Origin of the sequence: Roseburia rectibacter (assembly GCF_014287515.2) — a bacterium.
GTDB classification, from domain to species: Bacteria; Bacillota; Clostridia; order Lachnospirales; family Lachnospiraceae; genus Roseburia; species Roseburia rectibacter.
This window is the reverse complement of the sequence record NZ_CP092473.1, coordinates 1,115,355-1,138,448: the sequence shown is the minus strand read 5'-3', so window position 1 is coordinate 1,138,448 and position 23,094 is coordinate 1,115,355. Positions and strand designations below refer to the sequence as shown.

The following is a 23,094-nucleotide window of genomic DNA, read 5'->3' as shown; positions in this document are numbered from 1 at the left end:
CCTCTTCTCACTTTTGCTATTCTTATTTTACAAACTCAGCCGAATAATAATACATATACTCATTATCTGTATCTATGTATTCTCCTGTAATGTCCTGTATCGGCAACGAACTCACTCCTTGTTCGCCATAGATCAGTGCTGCCAATCCTTGCTCTGTTCCGTACTCTATCGTGCTTTTGTTCTCTATAGAGGTCGCAGATCTTCCATAATATTCTCTGTTTGCAACACCTTCCAAGATTGGCGTTTCTGTCATATATTTTGAATATTCATCTGCTGCAATAAGCTTTGCAGTAAAATTATCAAAATCCGGAGTGATGACAATCCATCCATTTTTTGCAGATTTCACGTCCTCATAGGAAAGTTCCAAAACTCGTTTATGAGAAACTCGTTTTCCAGAATGATATTCTGACAAGTAAACGTATAATGCTTGAAATGTATCTTTTGAATTGTATCGAAACATCATGGTTCCATCAATTCCGGACAACAATTCAGCCGTTTTCATTTCTACACTATCCGGATCTACTGCTTCTATATAATTTTGTGGTTGCCGCAATTTATTACATACCATGATTCCAAGAGTAATAACAAATACTCCCACAGCAATAAGAAGTACAGCAATAATCTTCTTTAAATAACGCTGTTTATGACTACTATCTTTTGATATCTGTATCAGTGTATCTTCCGATTTTTTTTCTACATTAGTTACCTCAATATCTTCACCTGCCAAAAATTCATTTAGACTGATCATCCATACGGACGGTGCGATGATTGCTGACGGCAATGCGATGAGTATACTTACCAAGGTATTTCATTACTGTTTGAGCACCATTGAATGTCTTTTTACAATGAGGAATCCAGTCCATACCATAACAGGAATCTAAAAGCTCCTTGAACGTATAATGGTTACGAAATTTTTCTGCAGTACCATGAAATACCAGCTTATCCTCTTCCCACAGCCTCTTTAGTTCCTCCAGATATTTTCCGCGGAACACTTTGGAGATGACCCGGATGGGAAGAAAGAAATTTTCACCATTGTCCTTCCACTGGTTGTTGGAAGCCAGTCCTCCACCCAGCAGGATGGCATGAATGTGGGGATGAAAGTTCATTTCAGAACCCCATGTATGTAAAATGCAGATGTATCCCACCTTTGCGCCGAGATGTTTTGGGTCGGCGCAGTCAGTTCGCTGATTGTGGAAGAAGCTGCATGGTATAAGGCATCATAAAGAAGTCTCTGGTTGCTGTAAATGACAGGGTTTAAAATATCAGGAACCGTAAAAACCAGATGGAAATAAGGAGCATCAAGGATATCCTCTCTGCGTGCATCCATCCACATTTCTTTCGGAACAGCCTGACACATGGGGCAGCAACGGTTACGGCAGGAATTGTAATGAATCTGTACGAAGCCACAATCCTCACATACACATACATTTGCACCATAGGCACCGGTCTTGCAGTTCATGATGTTATGTGCAACCTTTGCCTGTACAGGGGAAGGTGAATATTGATCAAGGTATGCCGGATAAAAACGATGAAAAATATCCTGTACTGTGGGCTTATCCATTGGCTGTACCATCCTTTCTGTCAAAAGGACTGCGGATGCCCATAAGGGATTTGTTGCTGACATGAAGATAAACTTCTGTGAATTTCGGATCTCGGTGTCCAAGCAATACCTGAATATTCCGCTGTTCCACTCCCTGCTCCATAAGATGGGTGGCAAAGCTGTGACGGAGGCAGTGAGGAGTAACACCGGATAACCCGGCAGCCGATGCAGAACGTCGGATAACCTGTTCCAGTGTACTTACGGTAAGATACTGCCCTGTAAACTGATTCGGAAACAGAATGCCCTTTGGTCTGCCTTTCCGGAACCAGTATTCCGTAAGAAGTGCAAGGTTTCTTTCAGACAGAATGGTATAACGGTCCATCCGGTTCTTGGTATCCCGGACATGAATCTGCATGTTTGTGCGGGAAATATCATCATAATGAAGATGAATCACTTCCGAGACACGCATTCCGGAAGAATACATTGTGGCGAACATGGCTTTATATTTCAGGTCATCCGTAGCATCAAGAAGCCGGTCAATTTCATCAGTAGAAAGTACGGTTGGGAGTTTGTGCTCTATTATCATGCGTGGAACAGTGATATCATCCCACAGAACGTGAAGTACATTCCGATAGAAAAAACGGATGGCTGAATTATAAAGGTTGAGGGTGGTCGCTTTCAGACCATCGTCCTTCTTGGCAAGAAGAAAGTCCCTGACATCCTGACAGGTAAACTCTTCCGGGTGCTTTTCCATGTAATTAAGGAAATAAGAAACATAGTTTTTGTAGCAGTTAATGGAACGCTCTTTAAGGTTACGGATTTTTCCGGCTTCCTCAAGCTGTAATAAATATTTTTCGTACATAATAATTCCTCCATGTAAAGTCAGTAATTTCGGGTATCACTGCTTACATGGAGGTGCATTGGAATAATAAAACCGCTTGCTAAAAGAACGGTTAGGTGTTAATCTTTTCATAGGCAGTGGTAATGTCGATCCTGTTTGATTGTTGGTTGTGGTGACTTAACAATACTACTATTAGGACTTGGTTTCCACTGCTTTTTTATTTAGGAAAAGAAAAACTGCGCCACAGCCTTGGCAGGCCATCGCGCAGCGATTTTGTTCAATGAGAATTTGTCCGCTCCTTTATATAAAATAATTCCATTTTTCAGAACTACTAACTATTTTTCTTATCTAAATGACATTGATTATCTAATAAACTACATTATTTTCTGTCTAAAATATCCATAAATTCGTCACCTGTAATTGTTTCCTTCTCATACAGGTACATAGCCAGTTCGTCCAGTTTTTCCCTGTTTTCAGCAAGGATTTTTCTTGCTTTTTCATGCTCTGCTTTTACGAGCTGCACGACTTTTTCATCAATTTCCTTCTGTGTATCTGCAGAACAGGAAAGAGACGTATCGCCGCCAAGATACTGGTTGGTCACGTTTTCCATTGCCACCATGTCGAATTCATCTGTCATGCCGTAGCGGGTGATCATCGCTCTTGCAATTTTTGTTGCCTGTTCGATATCATTGGAGGCTCCGGTCGTGATCTCACCAAATACGATCTCCTCTGCCGCACGTCCGCCTGTAAATGTAGCAATCTTATTCTCAAGTTCTTTTTTCGTCATCAGATATTTATCACCCTGCTCAACCTGCATAGTGTAGCCGAGTGCACCTGAAGTACGCGGGATAATCGTAATCTTCTGGACCGGAGCTGAATGACTCTGTAATGCAGCTACCAGAGCGTGTCCTATCTCATGATATGCAACAACCTTCTTCTCCTGATCTGAAAGGACCGCATTCTTCTTCTGATATCCTGCAATAACCACTTCTATACTTTCTTCGAGATCAGATTCATTTACAACGGTCCTTCCACTACGGACAGCACGTAATGCTGCTTCATTTATAATATTGGCAAGCTCCGCACCGGATGCCCCCGATGCCATACGTGCAATCGTATGCAGGTCAACATCATCAGATGCTTTTATCTTCTTTGCATGAACCTTTAAAATTGCTTCACGGCCTGCAAGATCCGGCAGTTCAACCGGCACACGTCTGTCAAAACGTCCCGGACGTGTAAGTGCCGGATCTAACGACTCCGGACGGTTCGTTGCAGCAAGAATGATGACACCATTATTTCCTTCAAATCCGTCCATCTCTGTAAGAAGCTGGTTTAAGGTCTGCTCCCTCTCATCATTTCCGCCCATTTGTCCGTCACGCTTTTTACCAATGGCATCAATTTCATCAATAAACACGATACATGGTGCCTTTTCCTTTGCCTGTCCGAAAAGATCTCGAACTTTGGAAGCTCCCATACCGACAAACATCTCAACAAATTCTGATCCGGACATTGAGAAAAATGGTACATTCGATTCACCCGCCACTGCTTTTGCAAGCATTGTTTTGCCGGTTCCCGGAGGTCCTACAAGAAGGACACCTTTTGGCATAGACGCACCTACATCGGTATACTTCTTCGGATTGTGAAGATAATCAACGATCTCTGAAAGGTTTTCTTTCGCCTCATCTTCTCCTGCAACGTCTGAAAAACGGATTCCCTCACTGGATTGCACATAAATCTTCGCATTGCTTTTTCCCATTCCAAAAGCCATCGAATTTTTTCCTCCGGCATGCTCCATCAGTTTCTTCGCCATATAATTTCCCAGTGCGATAAAAAGAATCAATGGCAAAACCCCGGTCAGCAGGAAGCTGATGATTGGTGACATCTGCTTATCGATATCTTTTGCGAATACTGCTCCACATTCATATAGCCTGTCCGTCAGGTTCGGATCGTTCATCAGACCTGTTTTATAAATATTTTTTTGATCTTTATCTGTAAAGATGATCTGATTGTCCTCAACTTCTACTTCACCAATATTCTTCTTCTCGATCATGCTCATAAAAGTGCCATAATCCGTTTCCTTCACCTGATGCTCCATAAGGATTGGTGTGACAACCAGATTAAATACGATCAGCACTATTAACACAATCCCATAATAATATGCCAGTGGTTTTTTCGGTGTTTTAACTTCTTTCATGGTCTTTCCTCCTGTTGTTCTGCGATATGCTTTCTCCGTGCATTTTCGTATTATTTATTCTGCCATCTGACTTCGCCCTTGGACAGAAGCGGATAACAGATCAGCTGATCTGAATCCAGATTTTCCGCATGCATGTCAACCGCTGTGATCTGATGATTATCATAAGTAGTGTAGTAATAAATACCTTTTGCTGTATTACAGCAGGATGTGTATATCGTGATCTCATATTTGCCTTCTGTCACCTCACAGCATCCACGCTGCTGATCTACGGATCCTAAGATATGGAAGAACTGGCTTACACTCTCATCCTCTTCTTCACCGGAGATCGAATTTAATTTTGTAAAGGCAACTTTCACAAATCTTGACTGGCTGGAAAGATCTCCAGGTATTCCCATTCCCCCCATTCCTCTGCTATATGCATCAAGCTGTAATACTCCTGCAAAAGTACTCTCCGGCTGTTTTCTGGATACTCCGGCATAATTATTCAGTGCAAACATCTGACCCGGGAATGGTGGATTATTGGTAAGCACTCCTACCGGATTATCATATACATGCAGCCCATCCTTCATAGACTCAACAACGATACAGGAGTCTTTGTCTGCAATGATCCAGTGAAGCTGTGCTGTCGGCAGCTGTTCACTGAATGCTGTGCCTGTCAGTCTCATTGCTGCCAGCTTCTCTCTCGCCTCGGCTACAGTAGCACACTGTGTAAGGATCCATGGGATGAACTCGAACTGTGCCACCTGGCTGACTTCTGTTTCATCTTCCGGCAAAGCCTCTTCATATGCCGCATTGCCGACAAAGTTAAGTCCTGCCATTCCAAGGCCTTTTTCATTAACAGCATCATAATAAAGCGGATAACCTCCTGCAACAAATGCCATTCCGATCAAAGCATAATGGCTTTTTATCTTCCCGGCAAACCGGAAATCAAATTCGTAATTTCTTGGCGTTATCGTGATCTGTTCCCCATAGGAAAATTCATAATCAAGCGTTCTGCCCATATAAAAATCTTTTGTTTTGTAAGTTGCTGCTGTACACATATCGAACACCTCTTCTTTCTGCTATAATAGTCCTGCAAACAATCTCATAAACAACTGTCCGAGCCGTAAATATGCACTCCGTCCTGTGCGGTACTTTTCGGTCACTTCCCTGCATTCATTCATGGTTGCTCCCAGATCATCTCTTATATCCAAAACTGTCTGACTATCCGCCATAAAACAACCATTTTCAAAGTGGTGATAAAGCAATGCCATTCAGTTAAGCATCATTTTAGTGGTTTTCTGTCATAGAAAGCCACTGTTTTTATGCCTAAAAACTTTAAAAATATTAAAAAAAACAGTTGACAAGTAAGCCAATATATGTTGCGCAAGCCTTGATTATAAACATATTTCAAGGAGGCTCATTATGGCTGATTTTTTCTTATCTAATTTAAAATCCACACTCGACAACTGCATCACAGAACTCGATGAAATTCACTCCATGTTCTGCCGTAATCCGGAAAGTGATTTTACCAGGAACCGCAAACTTTCTTTCCGCGAGTATATTCAGTTTATGCTCCAGATGCAGAGTAAATCCGTTTCAAATGCAGTAAACATATGCAGGGCATATCTCAAACACGATGGTAATGAAACAGAGTCCATGCTTCTCATACAAAAGTATCTGACACCTGTCAAGTACAATCGAAAATATCCTATCCACCTCCGTCCAAAGAGAAATAGGGATTTCATGTATCGGGTTGCATAAATCTCGTTACCATTATACTGCATTATAAGGCAGATAAGCAATCTGTCTTTTTGTCATAAAAAACCTTATCTAAATGACATTGAATGATTTATTTTCTATCTAAAATTTTATTAAACCGACTAAAGACTCCATAGTTTGTGTGTTTGACTTACTGTTTATATCTATCTTCTCCTAAATATTTTTCTAGTCATTGCAATATAAAATTGCTTATACAGTCTCTCCCTTAAGAGTCCTGGTATTCTGGATAATATACAGAGCGACCGATATGACCATCATTATAGCGCACAAACCAATCAACAGATCTGATACCATCGGTGTAATTTGGAACCATATAATATGCACCGCTGCAGTTCCATATAATAAAAAGGTTACTATCTTTCCATGCCAGTCTGCACCATGTACTTTTCCTGTCTTTCGTATCACAAGACATCCACTGACTACCATATACAGCTCCTTACCTGCCATTATTACGATTAAAAGAAGCATATGCGGAAAACGAGTAAACAGACAGATTAACATCGCTGCCTGTGTCAGCTTATCAGCCACCGGATCAAGTATTTTTCCTAAATTACTAATCCTATGGAATCTTCTTGCGATATATCCATCAGCAAGATCCGTAAGACCAGACAGCAATAAGATTTCACCAGCTAACAGAGGATTTTTCTTTACACAATAACTCCATATAATTACCGGAATCAGACAAAGCCGAAAAAAAGAAAGAAGATTAGGAACCGTAATAATTCTATTCAAATTTTCTTCCTGATTCACTTCACTCTGCATGTACGGTCACATCACTTTCCTTTTTTTTAGACATAAACCAATAAAATATAACACAAAATGCTAAAGCAAACACAACACCAAAAACATTTTGAATCACTCTAAGACTAACCGCTCCTTGTAGTCCATAAGTCTCTGCAGCAATGGCTAAAGCACCAAATGTGTTAAATACTGCCTGCCAGCCATATTGTGCTGAAAATCCTACACCGATTCCTCCAAGAATTCCTATATATGCATAGATTGACGAAGGAAGCAGAAAATATAACACTGTAAAACATATAACACCTGCAATATTTCCGACAATCCTTTTACGGACTCTGTAGTGCATATCTTCCATAAATGGCAAAATCGCGGACATGGCCGCAATACCAGCCCACATTGCACGTGGCATATTACAAAGTTCTGCAATGCAAAGGACAATCGGCACGCATAAAATCTGACATATCTGCCATTTTGTTCTGGAAGAAGTGATATCAAATTCTTGTATCAGATCTTTCAGATTTCTTTTATAAGTTCTGTTTTTATGATTTCGATAAAATACGAAGCAGGTAAGTGCTGCACCTAAAGCCATTCCGACTAATCGCATCTGATAGCTTTTTCCCGTAACATCATAACCATATAGCAGCAGATACCCAAGAACCAATGTAGATTGATTAAACATGAATGGATTATGGCATCCGAACAGAATCAACACAGCCAGTGCCGCAATATTTAACAGCATTCCCAATACCGGTGAAAACTGATTTGCTAAATGCGGACATACAGTCATAATTACAAAGAACAAAGCCAAAAGCATCGTAGATTGTCCGGTGTGGATCCCCAGATCCGCATTCCGAAATACCATGAGACATAATAAGACTACTACACCTACAATGCTGTTCTCATTTCCAAATAGGATGCTGAAAATACTAACAAAGAAAAAACAAAATGCCATTGTAACAGCTATCTTCACCAGATATACCCACATATGATATGATTTTTCTTTCACTGTTTCACTCTTTTTCAACAGATTTTTAGAACCTGCCTGATTTAACTGCAATTCCTGATAAAATGTCATGTAATTCCTCCTCTATCTGTTTTTCTTAAACTTATATGGCCTCATCTTTCTGTATTGGAAGCTCTACAACAAATCTGCATCCACCATATTCCCGGTTTTCTGCCTTGATTGTTCCTCCGGCACTATCTACGATCCGTTTCACAAGTGCAAGGCCGAGACCATTTCCTTCTGCTTTGTGAGAACCGTCTGCCTGATAAAATTTATCAAATATTCTGGTTTTCACATCATCCTCTATTCCCGGTCCTTCATCTTCCAGAATAAACATTACAGAATCCTTTTCCTGCTTCAGAAACATCATAATTGTCCCCTTTGCAGGACTGAACTTAATCGCATTATCTAAAAGATTCATCCATATATGCATAAAAAGTCCTTCATTCCCAGTATATTTAACTTCCTCCAGCTCTACCTGGAAACCAATTTCTTTTTCTGTCCATTTTGTCTCCAGGGAAAGAAATGCCTGACGGATCTGTTCATCCAGACGATATTCTGTTTTTTTCATTGGTATGTTCTGATTCTCTAACTTGGATAACAGCAAAATATTTCCAACCAATCCGGAAAGCCTTTGGGTATTAAACAGGATTTTTTCTACATATTCCTCTTGCTCCTGAGACAGTTCTTCTCCCTGAAGAAGCATTGTATACCCTTCAATGGCATTAATCGGGGTCTTAAACTCATGAGAAACATTAGATACAAAATCCATCTGCAGCACCTCTGTTGCACGAAGTTCTTTTGTCATCACATTAAAACTTTGATAAGATTCTCCAACTTCTGCTATACGGCTGTTCGTTTCCAAATGCTGTTCAAAATCTCCCCGAGAAACTTCCTTCATTGCTTTACTAAGTCTGGTAATTGGTTCCAGTAACTTTGCATTAATAAAGGAAGTGATCAGCCCTGCAATCAATGTATTGAAAATCAAAAGCCAGCCAAGCACAGGTATGCTGCCCGGCAGATTAAAAAAATGATTCAAAAAAGCAAATAATAAAGCAGATATGACTGTTGAAAATACAAGTGCCAGCCAGATTGCACCAGTCAGACAGGATCGGATCCGCAATCCTTTTTCTTTCTTTTGTTCCATTATTTTTTCACCACCTTGTATCCAATTCCACGCATTGTTACGATTTCAAAATCAGGGTTATCTTTAAAACGCTCTCTGATTCTTCCTATATGTACCTCTATCGTATGTGGGTCTGCCTCCGTCTCGTATCCCCATACTTCATCCATCAACTGTTGTTTTGTAAATGTTCTGCCTGGCGAAGCTGCAAGCTTATATAAAAGCAGGAATTCTTTTTTAGGCAAAACAAGACTTTCCTTATCAGTTGTAACCGTCATTGCATCATAATCAAACTCTGTTGAACCGATCACAATTTTGTGTTCATTCAGTATCTGTGCACGGCGAAGCAGTGCTCCGACTCTTAAAACCATTTCATTCACATTTACCGGTTTTACCATATAATCGTCACTTCCCGAAAGAAATCCCTGGCGCATATCATCAAAGGAACCTTTCGCAGTGATCATAAGCACTGGTATCTGATATCCTGCTGAACGAAGTTCCGACACCAGTTCATAGCCATCCATAACCGGCATCATAATATCAGAAATGATCAGATCAATATATTCCTTATCCAATACTTCTAATGCCTGTGCTCCATCCGATGCACTTTTGACTTGATATCCATTCTTCTCAAGCACTTTTTGGAATAGCTGGCTTAATTCTTTATCATCTTCTACAATCAATATTTGAAACACGTTTTCCTTCCTCCTTATTAAAACAGATACCTTGCCCATCCAAGCAGATGCTGTACTAAAAATATTTTTCTCTGACGTTTCTTTGTTAATTCGATTGGCTCTACATGATATGGATCATTATAAGTTCCGCCTTCTAATATCTGGCGGGACACTTTTTCATATTCCATCATCCCCTCTTCCAACTGTTTATTAATATCTTTACTGCGTATTACAAGCATCAGTTCCGTATCCAGATATGTACTTCTCATGTCCATATTAAAGGAACCGATTACAGACAGATCATCGTCAATCAGAATACTTTTTCCGTGGTATGAATAACCGCCTTCATATTCCCAGATATTAATTCCTGTACTTAAGATTCTATTTCTGTTTTTCGCATAATCGGCAGCCCCAAATGGATTCCCATTATTCGCAACTGAATTTGTCATGATAGAAAAATCTGAAATGTTCTCTGCAATCTCCTCCCATGTATTATACATCATATCATTACAGATAATATATGGCGTGTGGATCTTCACACGATTTTTTGCATTTTTCATCAATTCTCCCAACTGATACCACACTACTGGTTCTTTGGAACCTGTGTGAATAGGATTTGACACTAATGCAATCTTTTCTGTCTCAAAAGTTTCGTCCGTGTAATCGGTATCGCAGATTCTTTCCTTATTCTCTTCAAAATATTTCTGATAGCCGTTCTGCAGCTCTAAAACTGCGTTCTTTACAGATTTTCTATTTGCCAGTTTTTTATTGTCATGAAAATAACCACTGTCTTCCTGATTCCATATGGTTTCAAAATACTCTGACAACTGGTTAACTGAATTTTCTTTCTCAGGTTCATCGCAAACCACTAACACGTCTCTGTCATAGTTCTTATGTCCCGGAAAATCACCCAGGAAATAATTGTATGTATTTCTTCCCCCAAGAATATATCTCTTTCCATCTGCAATCAAATATTTATCATGCATTCTACCCATCATTTTCCACGGTTTCAACGGATTGGCCTTATTATACAGTTTAATTTCAACATTCTCATGGGAAGATAATCCATAGAAATACGGATTTCCTTCCATATCAATCCAACTCTCCATTCCATCTACTAACAGACGAATATGTACACCTCTGTCTGCCGCATCATGCAGTGCTCCTAAAATCAATTTTCCACTTTCATCGGATTGAAATGCAAAAGTAGAAAGAATAATTTCCTTTTTTGCATTCTTGATTAAACGCACTCTTTGTAAAAGCGCTTCTGGATTCTTTTCTATGATTACTGCCCGTTCTGTATTTTCACTGCATTCGTTCCATGACCCATTTTTTGTTTCTTTTTTGGTTGTATTGGACACTTCCGGCTGCTTTTTATATGCAACGCAGATTCCGAGCAATTCATAAAAAGCCACACATAAAAAAATTGCCAGTATAACAAGAAGGATTTTACATATTTTATACTTTTTCATTGTACATCACCTGATTCCTTTTTATTTCATACTTATACAATACAAAGTCAATCTCAATTTAACCTCAACAAAATTTATTTTTCATAAAAAAATATGACAGGCTTCTTTTTAAAGAAACAGTCATATTTTTATTCTAATATATGAAGGAGCTTTTCTTACTCCGTTGTATTAATCACTATCCATGCAAAATCTTCTTTGTACAACAGACTGTTAGATATAGCAAAAACGGCCTTTCAAAAACAGTTAACTTCTAAATCAACTGTTTTTTGAAAGGTCGTTTCATCAGATTCTTATAGCAATCCAGCAAATAATCTCATAAATAATTGTCCCAGTCGCAAATATGCACTTCGTCCAGTTTGATATTGGTCTGTCACATCACGACATTCTCCCATCGTTCTTATCAGATCATTTTTTATTTCCACAACTGCCTGACAATCTGCCATAAAACAGCCGTTTTCAAAATGGTGATATAAACTTCGATAATCCAGATTAATTGTTCCACAAGTTGCCATACAGTCATCTGCCACACTCATTTTTGCATGACAGAAACCAGGAGTCCATTCATAAACACGAACACCATGTTTAACTAATCCATGATAAAAAGAACGAGTTATATTATAAATGAATTTTTTATCAGGGATACCAGGTGTGATAATTCTTACGTCTACCCCTCGCTTAGCAGCCAGACATAACGCATGCGTCATTTCATCTGTTATGATTAGATATGGAGTCATAAACCAACAATATTTTTCAGCTTTATTTATCATACTGATATAAACTTCTTCTCCTACTTGCTCATTATCCATAGGGCTGTCTGCATAAGGTTGAACAAACCCAGTTTGCTGTGCCGCATAATCATAGTGGAAAAGGTATTTACTAAAATCAGAATCATTAGCATCCTTATCACTTACTGCATTCCACATTTCCAAAAATGTCACCGTAAGCGACTGAACAGCATCTCCTTCTAAACGAATACCTGTATCTTTCCACTGTCCATACGGGTGTGTGTAATTAAAATATTCGTTTGCTAGATTATATCCACCTGTAAATCCGACTTTTCCATCAATAACTGTTATTTTTCTATGATCACGATTGTTCAAAAACAGATTTAAACCTGGCATAAACGGATTGAATACACGGCAATGAATTCCTATTGCCTCCATCTTTTTCACAAAATCTGTGTTAATAAAGCCTATAGAACCCATATCATCGTAGAATACTCTAACTTCCACACCTGCTTTTACTCGCTCTTCCAGAACATCTTGAATCTTATGCCATGCTTCAGCGTCTTCTATCGCATGATATTCCATAAAGATAAACTTCTGTGCTTTCTCCAAATCCTTAAGCTGTGCCTCTAATCCTTTCACTGCTTCATCAAAATACACAATATCCGTATTCTGATAGATTGGATACTGCGAATTTCTTTGTATGTAACTTGCTATATTTCCTGCTTTCGGAATTGTTTCTTTTATTCTGCTCAAACACTCCTGACTGTCCGGAAGCATTGGTAACAATTTGCTATCAATTTCTGCATATCGCTCACGCATTTTATGTGTGCCACCATTCAAACCAATCAACAAATACAAGCCTACACCCATAATTGGGAAAATTAGAATTAAGATGACCCAAGGCATTTTCATAGAGGATGTCTTATTTGATGCGTACAATCCCAAAACCAAGATCCCACTCAAAATCCTTGTAAATAAATTTATGATTTCTGCATATTCATTCAAGCGTGTTACGATAGTAATAATAAAAATCACTTCCAAAAGAATGCAGATTATGGAAAAACACAGCCGTTTTACCCCATTTTTTGTTTTTGCTTTGCCCTCTAAAGTATCTTGTTTCATATATATTCCACCTTCCTATTTGCTCAGTTTTCTCCCTAAATTTCGTGGAACATACCAATTTTGTCTTTTATTCTCTGCATTTCATTATCTGCTTCAATGATAGCTCTTGCAGAATGAAGTAATTCTTCACTTATCTCATCATAGCCAGGCATTTCTTCAATTCCTTTTTTATAGCGAAGTTGATGTTCCAATGTTGCCCAGAAATCCATACCATTGGTTCGAATCTGTAATTCTACACGCATAGGTGTTTTACCCTTAGCAAAAAATACTGGTATTTCAACAATCATATGATAGCTTCGATAACCATTCGATTTTGGATTTTTTATATAATCTTTTATTTCAATAACTTTAATATCATCCTGTTGGGTAATCAAATCTGATATCATATAAATATCGTCAATAAACGCACAAACTATTCGAACGCCTGCTACATCATTGAGATATGTCTGTATATTTTCTGTTGTAAATTCATATCCCATCTTCTGCAGTTTATCGTAAATACTATTGGGCTGCTTAATTCTTGTTTTTATAAAAGAAATAGGATTTCGATTGTTCTCAACTGAAAATTCATCATCCAAAACCTCAAGTTTAGTTTGTATCTCCCGAATAGCACAACGATACATCATCATTAAATTATAAAATTTTGTAGCATTATTTAAAAACTGTAGTGATTCCGGACTAGCCATCCTGAGTTTTTTTACTTCATCTTTTGTCATGAAACTTTCCTTTCTACCTCATCCCTGATTTCAAAACATTATTTATTTTGATAGTTGATTCGTTCTCCTTGAATTACTGGATAACAAATCATTTTATCACTATCCAGATTTTCTACATGCATATCTACTGCACTGATCTGATGGTTTTCATAAGTATTGTAATAATAAATACCTTTTGTAACATTACAACACGACGTATACAATGTGATTTCATATTTTCCATCCGCTACTTCGCAACATCCTCGTTGCTGATCCACAGATCCGAGAATGTGGAAGAATTGGCTAACGCTTTCTTCCTCTGATTCACCTGAAATTGCATTTACCTTTGTAAAAGCTACACGTACAAAGCGAGAGGAAGATGAGAGATCTCCCGGAAGACCTAATCCTCCCATACCTCTACTATATGCATCAAGAGCCAAATTTTCGCAGAAAGTATTTCTGGGCTGTTTAGGAGATAAATACATATAATTATTTAGTTGAAACATCTGCTGTGGAAATGGCGGATTATTCGTAAGCACTCCTACTGGATTGTCATAAATATGCAAACCATCTGACATAGATTCTACCGTAATTGACTCATTCTCATCAGAAATGATCCAGTGTAATTGTGCTAATGGTAATTGCTCGCTGAAAGGAGTATTAACAATATTAATTCGTTCAAGAAGCTCGCGAACTTCAACTAAAGAAGAACACTGACTTAAAATCCACGGAATAAATTCAAACTGTGCAATATTTTCCACATCTGGCTTAATCGCGGCATAAACAGCATTTCCGACAAAATTCAGTCCTGCCATTGCCACTCCTTTTTCATTCATAGCATCATAATACAAAGGATAATCTTCTGCAACATGAGCCATTCCAATAATTGCATAATGATTTTTCATATCGCCAACATGGCGAAAATTAAACGCATAATTACGTGGTGTAATTACTATCTGATCACCATAAGAGAATTCATAATCGAGGGTTCGTCCAAAGTAAAAATCTTTTGTTTTATAAGTTGCTGCTGTACACATGATCGTTTATCCTCCTAAATAGATTGAAATATGTCAATGAGTTTTTTTCTTGAACAATATTATAGCACAATTCTTTTATTTTGTTCCAACTTCATACATGATCATAACATGTAAACTTTAAACTATTTTCCTAGATTATTTCTCCATCAGTTTTTCAAACCAGGTATCCATAGCTAGGATGAATTGACCTACTGGTATATAGCCATTTCTTTGAAAGCCCTCTGAAAGGCCACCTGCACCAGCAAATATATCAATATATGAAAATGCCATTGTAATGGCCCTCCTTCAATAAAACAATTATGCCAAGTTTAATTTATCCTTTTTTCTTGATATCTATCATTTCACAAACATACGTATACTTTAAAAACTTAGTTCAGCAAGAGAATGAACTTACCGAATTATTTTTGTATTTAATGCCTGAGAGCTAAGAATAGCAGGGACAGGCAGTGTATATACACTGCCGGGCATTCGCCTCAAAAGCGGGACCCTCCCCACTTTTGGAAACGAAAGCTTGTAAAACATAAAAAGCTTTCAAATAACCGTATTATAGAGATCGATAACTGTTCACCGCTTGAAATACGGAAACTCCAGAACAATCTCACGATGATCGCAGACAACGAGGGAATCGAATTCGTTTACGGAAAAGGAAAAAGAAAACCTGCACTTCAACAGCTGCATGAGGAACTGGAACAATGCGGAAAACGACTGATGGAATATAAAGAATGCTTTGAGATCATGGGAAAAGACAGAAACAGTTATTCCAAAACAGATCTGGAAGCGACTTTTATGCGTATGAAAGAAGATCACATGCTGAACGGACAGTTAAAGCCAGCATATAATGTTCAGATCGCGGTAGAGAATTATTATATCGTACATGGATATGTAAGCAGCGACCGCACCGATTATAATACCCTGATCCCGGTCCTTGAAAAACATAAGAATGCTTTCGGGAGTATTCTGGAAGAAGTAACTGCGGACAGCGGGTACTGTAGTGAAAAAAATCTGCTTTATTTAAAACGGAATGAAATATCCAGTTATATAAAACTGCAGGATCATGAAAAGCGAAAAACACGCGCTTATTCAGAAGATATCAGTAAATATTACAACATGAGGACAGGGATCTTTGAAGATGAACAGTTCTATATCTGCCATGACGGACGTGAACTGCGGCATCTCAGGATAGAGAGCAAAGAGCAGGATGGATATACACAGACCTTTGAGGTATATGGTTGTGCAGACTGCAGCGGATGTGAACATAAAGCGCGTTGTCTGTATAAGTATGATGCGGAAAAAGATGCCGAAAAGAACAAAGTCATGAAGATCAATGAACAATGGGAGAAACTGAAAGAAAGATCGCATGCCAATATCCAGAGTGAACGCGGGATCCTGAAACGCCAGACACGTTCCATTCAGACGGAAGGACATTTTGGAGATATCAAGGAAAATGAGAACTTCCGGCGTTTTAATTACCGTTCGGCAGATAAGGTATATAAAGAATTCATGCTGTATGCTATTGGAAGAAATATAAATAAATATCATCGTTTTTATACGAAAAACTGAGAAAATTTGAAGGAAAAACTGCCTAGAAAAAAATGCGGCTGAAAAAATCCAAACAAGGATTTTTTGCGGCCAAAAACAGAAAGTATTTATCAAAATAAAAATATCCTGAACAAGTTGCAGAGCCAGAAAGCTCTGTAACTGTCAGGATATTTTTGTTTGGTGCTGTCAGCTCTAAAAAACGTTATTTACCGACAGCTCCCTGTTTTGTTTTAATGATATTTATGCATCCGTACATAATAGCTGATGCATAAGATCACAGTGGCTCCGCTCCATGCTGCAATCTCTGCAAAGAAAATACCGTCCTGTCCGATAAAATGGGGAAGGATCAGTGCAGCACTGATACGCATGACAAATTCAGCCATACCACTTACCATAGGCATTAAGGTATCTCCCATCCCCTGAAGTACAGATCTGTACACGTACAGGAAGTACAAAACCCAGAGCATGGCAGCCATAATAGAAAGGTATTTAAAAGCAATTGCCAATACCTGCTGTGTCTGCTGCGGTTCACCTGAGATGAAAAGTGAGAGAATATTTTTTCCAAATAAAAACATGGCAGCAGAAATGATCAGTGAGGTAAGCAGGGAAAGCAGCATACTGCTGCGTACGCCTTTTCTGATCCTGTCAATCTTTCCGGCTCCCAGATTCTGACCCACATAGGTAACGATGGCATATCCATAGGAAATAGCAGCCATTTCCAGCAGACCATAAAGCTTGTTTGTAGCTGTAAATCCTGCTACAAAAAGGAAACCATAGCCATTGATCACATACTGGACTACCAGACCGCCCACACCGATGATGATATTCTGAAATACAACAGGAATACCAAGCTTCATCAGGCGGGCATTCATGCCGGAGGCAGGCATAAAATCTGCTCTGGTCAGATGAACGATATCAATTCTGCGTAAAATCAGGAAACAGTAAACAGCGGAGAAGCTCTGTGCAATCACAGTTGCGATTGCTGCTCCTGCCACACCCCATCCGAAGCCTGCCACAAAAAGGATGTCCAGTGAGACATTCAGCACAGATGCGATGATCATTGCGGTCAGCGGTGTTTTACTGTTTCCCATAGCCCTTAGAGCAGAAGCAAACATATTATAGGCTGCTGTGGCGGGGATTCCACAGAAAATGATGCGCAGATATAACAGAGACATTCCGATAATATTGGAAGGTGTATGCAGCCCTGTTAATACCAGCGAAGCAAATGACTGGCTGAGAATCAATACTCCGGCTGCGATGAATGCGGTCAGCCGGTAACTGTGAGCCAGAGATTTACGCAGATTTTCGAAATCCTTTGCCCCATAATACTGGGAGAGTTGAATAGAAAATCCCTGAGTGAGTCCTGTGGATATTCCTGTGACAACCCACATCAGAAAGTCAACAGCACCCAGTGCGGCAAGAGCCTCCACACCTGCAACCTGACCAACAATCATGGTATCCACCATTGTATAAAGCTGCTGACAGATATTTCCCAGCATCAGGGGAATTGCAAAAAGAATGATCAACCGTCCCGGTGAACCGGAGGTCATATCCTGAATCTTGGTTTTCATTAGTATAAAAGTTCCTTTCCGGAGCATATTTGAAAAAGTTTAGAAATGATTATTCGAATATGCCCTGATATTTACATTGATAATTTTACATCATTAACGTGAAAAATGAAATATAATATATCATCAGAATGATATAAATTTATCAATACCTGCTATAAGCAGCATGTTGTTGAAATTATTATGCATAGCGCCTGAGAGGAGTTTTTGATTGCTATTTTTTAAAATACAGATATATAATAGAAGGCAAGTCTTTACGGAAGGAGACATGAATTATGCTGAAAAGATTCACTAAATATGTAACCCAGAGTGTTGCCGGAATGATCGGGATTTCCGTTTATGTTCTGGCAGATACTTTCCTTATATCTGTATATTCCGGTGCTGACGGACTGGCAGTTCTCAATTTGATCCTGCCGGTTTATGGACTGATCTATGCGATTGGGGCTATGATCGGGATTGGTTCCGCTACCAGGTATGCCATAAGCAGGGCAAAAGGAGAAAATACAGAACATTATTTCGTACAGTCAGTAACCTGGAGCATACTGGTTGCTGTTCCATTTATGCTGATCGGAATTTTTATTCCGGACAAAGCATTGGCTTTGCTGGGTGCAGATGCCGGACTGATCGGACTTGGACGAAACTATGTGAGAATTATTCTGATCGCAACACCATTCTTCATGTCAAATTATACATTTACTGCATTTGCCAGAAACGATGGGGCGCCTTCTATTGCAATGATCGGTTCCATCAGTGGAAGTATCTTTAACATTATATTTGATTATATATTCATGTTCCCAGTCGGTCTGGGATTTTCCGGAGCCGGACTGGCTACTGCAATCTGTCCGATCGTAACAATGAGCGTCTGTACCATACACTACAGAAGCAGCAGAAACCATGTAGGATTCCATTGGAAAAAACCGTCATTCAGACACCTGATTTCCTGCTGTCAGCTAGGAGTTTCCGCATTCGTCGGTGAACTGTCTTCCGGTGTGATCGCTATTGTATTTAACTTCCTGATCCTGGGAATTGCAGGAAATGTAGGTGTAGCAGCCTATGGAGTTGTGGCAAACCTTTCTATCGTGGCATTTGCAATCTTCAACGGTCTGGCCCAGGGAGCACAGCCTCTGATCAGTGAAAGCTACGGAAAAGGTCAGCCTACTCAGGTAAAAAAACTTCTGAAATGGAGCCTGCTCGTATGTCTTGCAGTAGAAGCATTGATCCAATTGATCATCTGGACAGCAACTGACCCGCAAATCAGCATTTTCAACAGTGAAAACAATGTTCAGTTATTGAATTATGCACATACAGGACTGCGTCTGTATTTCCTTGGATTTATAGTTGCAGGAATCAATGTTGTACTGGTGGCATATTTCTCAGCAGTAGATGAACCGAAAATCGCGATTGTGGGATCATTCCTGAGAGGAATTGTTGCTATTGTTATCTGCGCAGTTATACTTGCGAAATTATTCGGATTAAATGGAATCTGGATCTCTCTTCTTGCAGCGGAGACAGTTACGTTTCTGACGATTCTGTTTCTGGCATATAAAGACAGAAGAAAAAGAATGGGGCTGTCGGGAAATATGTAAAAAACGTTATTTACCGACAGCTCCACTATTGATTGTGATTTCCTTAATTATGATGTCATAAAACTGTTTCCCTCAAATGGACTTTCGCTTCCCTCTGCGTCATCCATAAGTATATTCATTGCAATAATATATTTTGCAGCATGTGGCTGCTGGTCTATCATCTCCTCCAGAGATTCTTCCAAATCATATTTATGATAACGAACCCAACAAGCTAAGTTACAGGATTGCTGAACAATATCACGAATCATGCTCCGCATGGTTTCTTCATATAAATGAATTGCGTCTGCATCAATCTTTTCGATATTCTCCTGTAATTGCCTGTCTGCTTCTTCTTTCCTCTGATTTAACAATTCAATATTGCTCCTGATAGCGTGCTTGGTATTCCTCAGGTAATTGAATAAACGCCCATAAAACCTTTACAACATCTGGATCCAGATCTCTTTTTAATGCTGGTAGCTGAATATATTCTTTTTCCATAATAGTTTCCTCACTTAATAATCCATTTTCCAATTTTGTGTTGTGCTGATTCCAGTATAACTTCCATAAACACTCCGATCCACAGAAAGAACAGCAAGATACCACTGGCAACTGCAAGTAAAGCAAACCGCTCCCATTGTCTGTACCAGAGCAGTGTTCCAATCAGCATAAAACCCAGAATGAGATTGACAATCCCTTTGCCGATGCAGTAGATTTCAACTACGATCTTTACCAGTAAATGGGCAGTGGCTAATAATAACCACACCGGTAACAATAAAATTTTTCCTGCCATTCTTAAAACAATCATAAGTACCTCCTTCAGTTTGCGTACTGTGGCATGTCGTGATTTACCGCTGCTTTATAATAACTTCCAATCGTTGATGGTGCATTAAATAAAGCAGCCAGCAAATATTGTTTTATGTTTCTGACTTTCGTAGTATTTTTATCCATGCACTCCAGCACATACTCGATATGCGAATAATTCAGTTTCAGTAATTTTCCCTTCACAAAGCCTGCCGGATAATATTCGCCGGCGATCCGTATCATATCCTTTTCAGTTTGAACGGTCTCCAGAATCAACTGATATATTTCTTCTACCAGATCCTGCTCTCTGCTATATGTATGCAGTAAAACATCAAAATCAATATTTTTCTTTACCAGTTCAGCATAAGCATTGATTGTCTGTTCTTTTTGATCACATCGAATCCTATCGCCATCTGATTTGATATGATTCGATGTGATATTACTCTGATTATTATAATTCATATAAGTCTTATTATATAGCGGTACCGTTTTGGGAACCTCTTGCAGTCCGTTTTTGGGCACTTCTGAGGTATCTGTTTCGGCACCTCTGAGGTGCTTATTCATCACCTCAGGAGTTCCCATTTCGATACTTCTATGTACCACATCTTTTTCCTGTGAAGTTCCCATTTCATTACTTCTTTGACTACTCTGATGTGCCATAAAGCTCTTAACATATATAATGTTCGGCAATCCAAAGCCTCTCTTTTTCTTTTCAATCAGTCCGATTTTCTCCAATTCTGTGAGATAATCCATTGCTTTTTTCTTAGAGAATCCCAAGTCACTCTGTATCTCCGTGATCTGATAGATAATGTACACCTTGTTTTCTTCGTCAAGCCATTTATTTTTCATTGACAGTCCCATTCTATCCAGAAGTACCGAGTAAAGGACTTTAGCTGATAAAGACAGTGCGGAAAATGCTTCATCTAATAATAATATCCTTGGAATCCGGATAAAACTGAACTGATCAGCCTGAGTGCCATAATAGTATTCAAAATTCATACTGTTATCTCACCTCTTTTCCATTGATCCAGAAGTTCCAGAATTACACTTTCCATATCTTCTGCCGTATATTTATCAGAGAAGAAATTTCTCAGTTTTTTCTCTGACAATGTGATTTTCTGTTCCTGCTTCCTTCCAGGCTGGCTGTTTACCAGTATGGAAATCATTTTCGCCTGCGTCATCGGTTCTGCTTCAAGTGCTGTGCGAAGTGCCGCTACCTGAACTGCTTTAACCGTACCATTTTCTTTGATGTATTCAAATAACCATGTTTGAATCTCTTTGTCAATATAGGAAATGTCAACCGCAACGGTAAACTGCAGACGTTTCTTATCTACATAATCAAGAAGGTCTGGAATAAGTTCTGTTAGGCGGATATACCTTCTGACTTGGTTTTTACTTTCGCCAACTTGTTTTCCTATTGCTTCGGCTGTTTCTGACTTCCACCCAATTTGGGTGGAAGTGGAACTTGCAATATCATTTCTGGCACCTTGCCTCTTCATCGCATCCATTTTCATTTTATATGCAAATGCCTTTTCACTCGGAAGTAGTTCTTCTCGTTGGATATTGGCATCTACCATTATGACAATGGCTTCATCGTCTTCCATATCTCGCACAATGGCCGGTATTGTTTCCAGTCCTGCTTTTATCGCTGCGTGCATTCTTCGATGCCCGGATATCATCTCATAGCTGTTATTCTTATCTGGCCTTACTAAAACAGGTGTCAGCACACCATTCTGTTTAATACTCTCTACCAGGTCATCCATCTTATCGTCATCCAAAACCTTAAATGGATGATTTGCAAAGCTATGAATTCTGCTAATCTCAATATCTGTTGCACTTTCCTCACCGGACACTCCCAGCAGTTCATCTATACTAGGCATCTTTATTTTGTCTGCACTCTTACTCTTCATTTCCCAGTACCTCCTTTGCAATCGTCTCATATGCTTTCGCTACTTTTCCATTCAGGCAATGAGAAAAAATGCTGACACCTTCTGCACTTGTTTCAGCTGCTTTCACTGACATAGGAATCACCGTATCAAAAATCTCTATCTTTTCTCCATAAGCTTCACGCACTTTACCAGCCACATCTTTTGCATAGTTTGTGCGGAAATCTACCATTGTGAGAAGTATTCCTTCAAATACGAGCTGCCTGTTCAGACGTTTCTTCACCATTGCAATCGTATGTATCAGCTGCTGAAGACCTTTCACCGGAAGGTAAGCCGCCTGTACTGGAATCAACACGGAATCCGCAGCTACCAGCGCATTAATTGTCATTAGTCCCAGGCTTGGCATACAGTCAATCAAGATATAGTCGTACTTCGTTCTCACAGCCTCAATATATTCCTTCATAATCAGTTCCCTGCTCATCACATTCCCCATTGTTACTTCCAATGCAGACAATTCGATATTTGCCGGAAGCAGATCTACATTTTCTTTATGATGCAGAATGCCATCTGTGATCTCAAATTCTTTTTCATTGATGATAGCCATCATAATTGTGGCAAGTGTAGTTCCTATTTCGTCCGGTTCTACATAACCAAGACTTGCTGTAAGGCTCCCCTGTGGATCTGCATCAATCAGCAAAACTTTCTTTCCCTGTCTGGCAAGTCCAATTCCAAGATTTACGGTTGTGGTGGTTTTTCCAACTCCACCTTTCTGGTTTGATATTGCGATTACTCTACACATAATTT

General features: G+C 39.2%; 23 protein-coding genes and 2 pseudogenes. 3 read left to right on the top strand and 22 right to left on the bottom strand.

Annotation, left to right across the window (positions count from 1 at the left end):
• Window positions 1–22 precede the first annotated feature (22 nt).
• The 6 genes and pseudogenes from H8S51_RS05420 to H8S51_RS05395 form a co-directional block, all read right to left on the bottom strand.
• Complete coding sequence (locus tag H8S51_RS05420) at window positions 23–802, bottom strand: transcriptional regulator (protein ID WP_241070916.1); 780 nt, start codon at window positions 800–802, stop codon at window positions 23–25.
• Window positions 738–1,561, bottom strand: a pseudogene (locus tag H8S51_RS18385) (IS91 family transposase); the annotation flags it as partial. The pseudogene H8S51_RS18385 and the gene H8S51_RS05420, both read right to left, overlap by 65 nt.
• Window positions 1,554–2,402 (bottom strand): tyrosine-type recombinase/integrase, encoded by an 849-nt coding sequence (locus H8S51_RS05410; RefSeq protein WP_186899070.1) that lies wholly within the window; start codon window positions 2,400–2,402, stop codon window positions 1,554–1,556. The pseudogene H8S51_RS18385 and the gene H8S51_RS05410, both read right to left, overlap by 8 nt.
• Before the next feature lie 358 nt (window positions 2,403–2,760).
• Window positions 2,761–4,575, bottom strand: a complete 1,815-nt coding sequence (gene ftsH, locus H8S51_RS05405; RefSeq protein WP_015559639.1) for an ATP-dependent zinc metalloprotease FtsH — start codon at window positions 4,573–4,575, stop codon at window positions 2,761–2,763.
• A gap of 50 nt (window positions 4,576–4,625) precedes the next feature.
• A complete protein-coding gene (gene bsh / locus H8S51_RS05400; RefSeq protein WP_118209599.1) occupies window positions 4,626–5,615 on the bottom strand; it encodes a choloylglycine hydrolase in 990 nt (329 codons plus the stop codon).
• A gap of 21 nt (window positions 5,616–5,636) precedes the next feature.
• Window positions 5,637–5,828 (bottom strand): phospholipase D-like domain-containing protein, encoded by a 192-nt coding sequence (locus tag H8S51_RS05395; RefSeq protein WP_117482452.1) that lies wholly within the window; start codon window positions 5,826–5,828, stop codon window positions 5,637–5,639.
• Window positions 5,829–5,979: 151 nt separating this feature from the next.
• Between H8S51_RS05395 and H8S51_RS05390 the strand changes: the two genes are divergently transcribed.
• On the top strand, window positions 5,980–6,318 hold the full coding sequence (locus H8S51_RS05390) for a hypothetical protein (protein WP_007887600.1): 339 nt from the start codon (window positions 5,980–5,982) through the stop codon (window positions 6,316–6,318).
• Between the two features lie 207 nt (window positions 6,319–6,525).
• Here H8S51_RS05390 and H8S51_RS05385 read toward each other — a convergent pair whose 3' ends face one another.
• The 9 genes from H8S51_RS05385 to H8S51_RS05345 form a co-directional block, all read right to left on the bottom strand.
• The gene (locus tag H8S51_RS05385; RefSeq protein ID WP_006858451.1) at window positions 6,526–7,098 is read right to left on the bottom strand and encodes a CDP-alcohol phosphatidyltransferase family protein; all 573 of its coding nucleotides are present in this window, start codon (window positions 7,096–7,098) and stop codon (window positions 6,526–6,528) included.
• The gene (locus H8S51_RS05380) at window positions 7,088–8,152 is read right to left on the bottom strand and encodes an FUSC family protein (RefSeq protein WP_118772360.1); all 1,065 of its coding nucleotides are present in this window, start codon (window positions 8,150–8,152) and stop codon (window positions 7,088–7,090) included. Before H8S51_RS05380 ends, H8S51_RS05385 begins: the two co-directional genes overlap by 11 nt.
• A gap of 31 nt (window positions 8,153–8,183) precedes the next feature.
• Window positions 8,184–9,227 (bottom strand): HAMP domain-containing sensor histidine kinase, encoded by a 1,044-nt coding sequence (locus H8S51_RS05375; RefSeq protein WP_005608371.1) that lies wholly within the window; start codon window positions 9,225–9,227, stop codon window positions 8,184–8,186.
• Window positions 9,227–9,937, bottom strand: a complete 711-nt coding sequence (locus tag H8S51_RS05370) for a response regulator transcription factor (RefSeq protein ID WP_003693048.1) — start codon at window positions 9,935–9,937, stop codon at window positions 9,227–9,229. The genes H8S51_RS05375 and H8S51_RS05370 overlap by 1 nt, the downstream gene beginning before the upstream one ends.
• On the bottom strand, window positions 9,916–11,349 hold the full coding sequence (locus H8S51_RS05365) for a phospholipase D family protein (RefSeq protein WP_186899071.1): 1,434 nt from the start codon (window positions 11,347–11,349) through the stop codon (window positions 9,916–9,918). The genes H8S51_RS05370 and H8S51_RS05365 overlap by 22 nt, the downstream gene beginning before the upstream one ends.
• 290 nt (window positions 11,350–11,639) lie before the next feature.
• On the bottom strand, window positions 11,640–13,199 hold the full coding sequence (cls, locus tag H8S51_RS05360) for a cardiolipin synthase (protein ID WP_014080824.1): 1,560 nt from the start codon (window positions 13,197–13,199) through the stop codon (window positions 11,640–11,642).
• A gap of 35 nt (window positions 13,200–13,234) precedes the next feature.
• Entirely contained in the window at window positions 13,235–13,915 is a 681-nt protein-coding gene (locus H8S51_RS05355) for a GTP pyrophosphokinase (protein WP_117525961.1), read from the bottom strand.
• A gap of 38 nt (window positions 13,916–13,953) precedes the next feature.
• Window positions 13,954–14,931: a choloylglycine hydrolase gene (gene bsh, locus H8S51_RS05350; protein WP_005347230.1), complete on the bottom strand. Its 978-nt coding sequence runs from the start codon at window positions 14,929–14,931 to the stop codon at window positions 13,954–13,956.
• 135 nt (window positions 14,932–15,066) lie between these two features.
• Window positions 15,067–15,201 carry a DNA cytosine methyltransferase gene (locus H8S51_RS05345; RefSeq protein ID WP_117594046.1) on the bottom strand — a complete coding sequence of 45 codons (135 nt, stop codon included), beginning with the start codon at window positions 15,199–15,201 and terminating at the stop codon, window positions 15,067–15,069.
• Window positions 15,202–15,432: 231 nt separating this feature from the next.
• Here H8S51_RS05345 and H8S51_RS05340 point away from each other — a divergent pair.
• Window positions 15,433–16,517: pseudogene (locus H8S51_RS05340) on the top strand (transposase); the annotation flags it as partial.
• Between the two features lie 183 nt (window positions 16,518–16,700).
• Here H8S51_RS05340 and H8S51_RS05335 read toward each other — a convergent pair.
• Window positions 16,701–18,041 carry an MATE family efflux transporter gene (locus tag H8S51_RS05335; RefSeq protein ID WP_117919840.1) on the bottom strand — a complete coding sequence of 447 codons (1,341 nt, stop codon included), beginning with the start codon at window positions 18,039–18,041 and terminating at the stop codon, window positions 16,701–16,703.
• Between the two features lie 272 nt (window positions 18,042–18,313).
• Here H8S51_RS05335 and H8S51_RS05330 point away from each other — a divergent pair, with 272 nt between their 5' ends.
• Window positions 18,314–19,624 (top strand): MATE family efflux transporter, encoded by a 1,311-nt coding sequence (locus H8S51_RS05330; protein WP_186900616.1) that lies wholly within the window; start codon window positions 18,314–18,316, stop codon window positions 19,622–19,624.
• A gap of 47 nt (window positions 19,625–19,671) precedes the next feature.
• Here the strand turns inward: H8S51_RS05330 and H8S51_RS05325 are convergent, their stop codons facing one another.
• From H8S51_RS05325 to H8S51_RS05305, 6 genes are read right to left on the bottom strand one after another with little or no spacing between them, the layout of a single operon-like run.
• On the bottom strand, window positions 19,672–19,974 hold the full coding sequence (locus tag H8S51_RS05325) for a hypothetical protein (RefSeq protein WP_186900617.1): 303 nt from the start codon (window positions 19,972–19,974) through the stop codon (window positions 19,672–19,674).
• Between the two features lies 1 nt (window position 19,975).
• Window positions 19,976–20,101, bottom strand: a complete 126-nt coding sequence (locus H8S51_RS18100) for a hypothetical protein (RefSeq protein ID WP_256451909.1) — start codon at window positions 20,099–20,101, stop codon at window positions 19,976–19,978.
• Window positions 20,102–20,111: 10 nt separating this feature from the next.
• Complete coding sequence (locus H8S51_RS05320; RefSeq protein WP_055066640.1) at window positions 20,112–20,408, bottom strand: hypothetical protein; 297 nt, start codon at window positions 20,406–20,408, stop codon at window positions 20,112–20,114.
• 11 nt (window positions 20,409–20,419) lie between these two features.
• Window positions 20,420–21,403: a DUF6017 domain-containing protein gene (locus H8S51_RS05315; RefSeq protein WP_186900618.1), complete on the bottom strand. Its 984-nt coding sequence runs from the start codon at window positions 21,401–21,403 to the stop codon at window positions 20,420–20,422.
• A complete protein-coding gene (locus H8S51_RS05310) occupies window positions 21,400–22,314 on the bottom strand; it encodes a ParB/RepB/Spo0J family partition protein (RefSeq protein WP_186900619.1) in 915 nt (304 codons plus the stop codon). The genes H8S51_RS05315 and H8S51_RS05310 overlap by 4 nt, the downstream gene beginning before the upstream one ends.
• On the bottom strand, window positions 22,304–23,089 hold the full coding sequence (locus tag H8S51_RS05305; protein ID WP_186900620.1) for a ParA family protein: 786 nt from the start codon (window positions 23,087–23,089) through the stop codon (window positions 22,304–22,306). The genes H8S51_RS05310 and H8S51_RS05305 overlap by 11 nt, the downstream gene beginning before the upstream one ends.
• Window positions 23,090–23,094 lie beyond the last annotated feature (5 nt).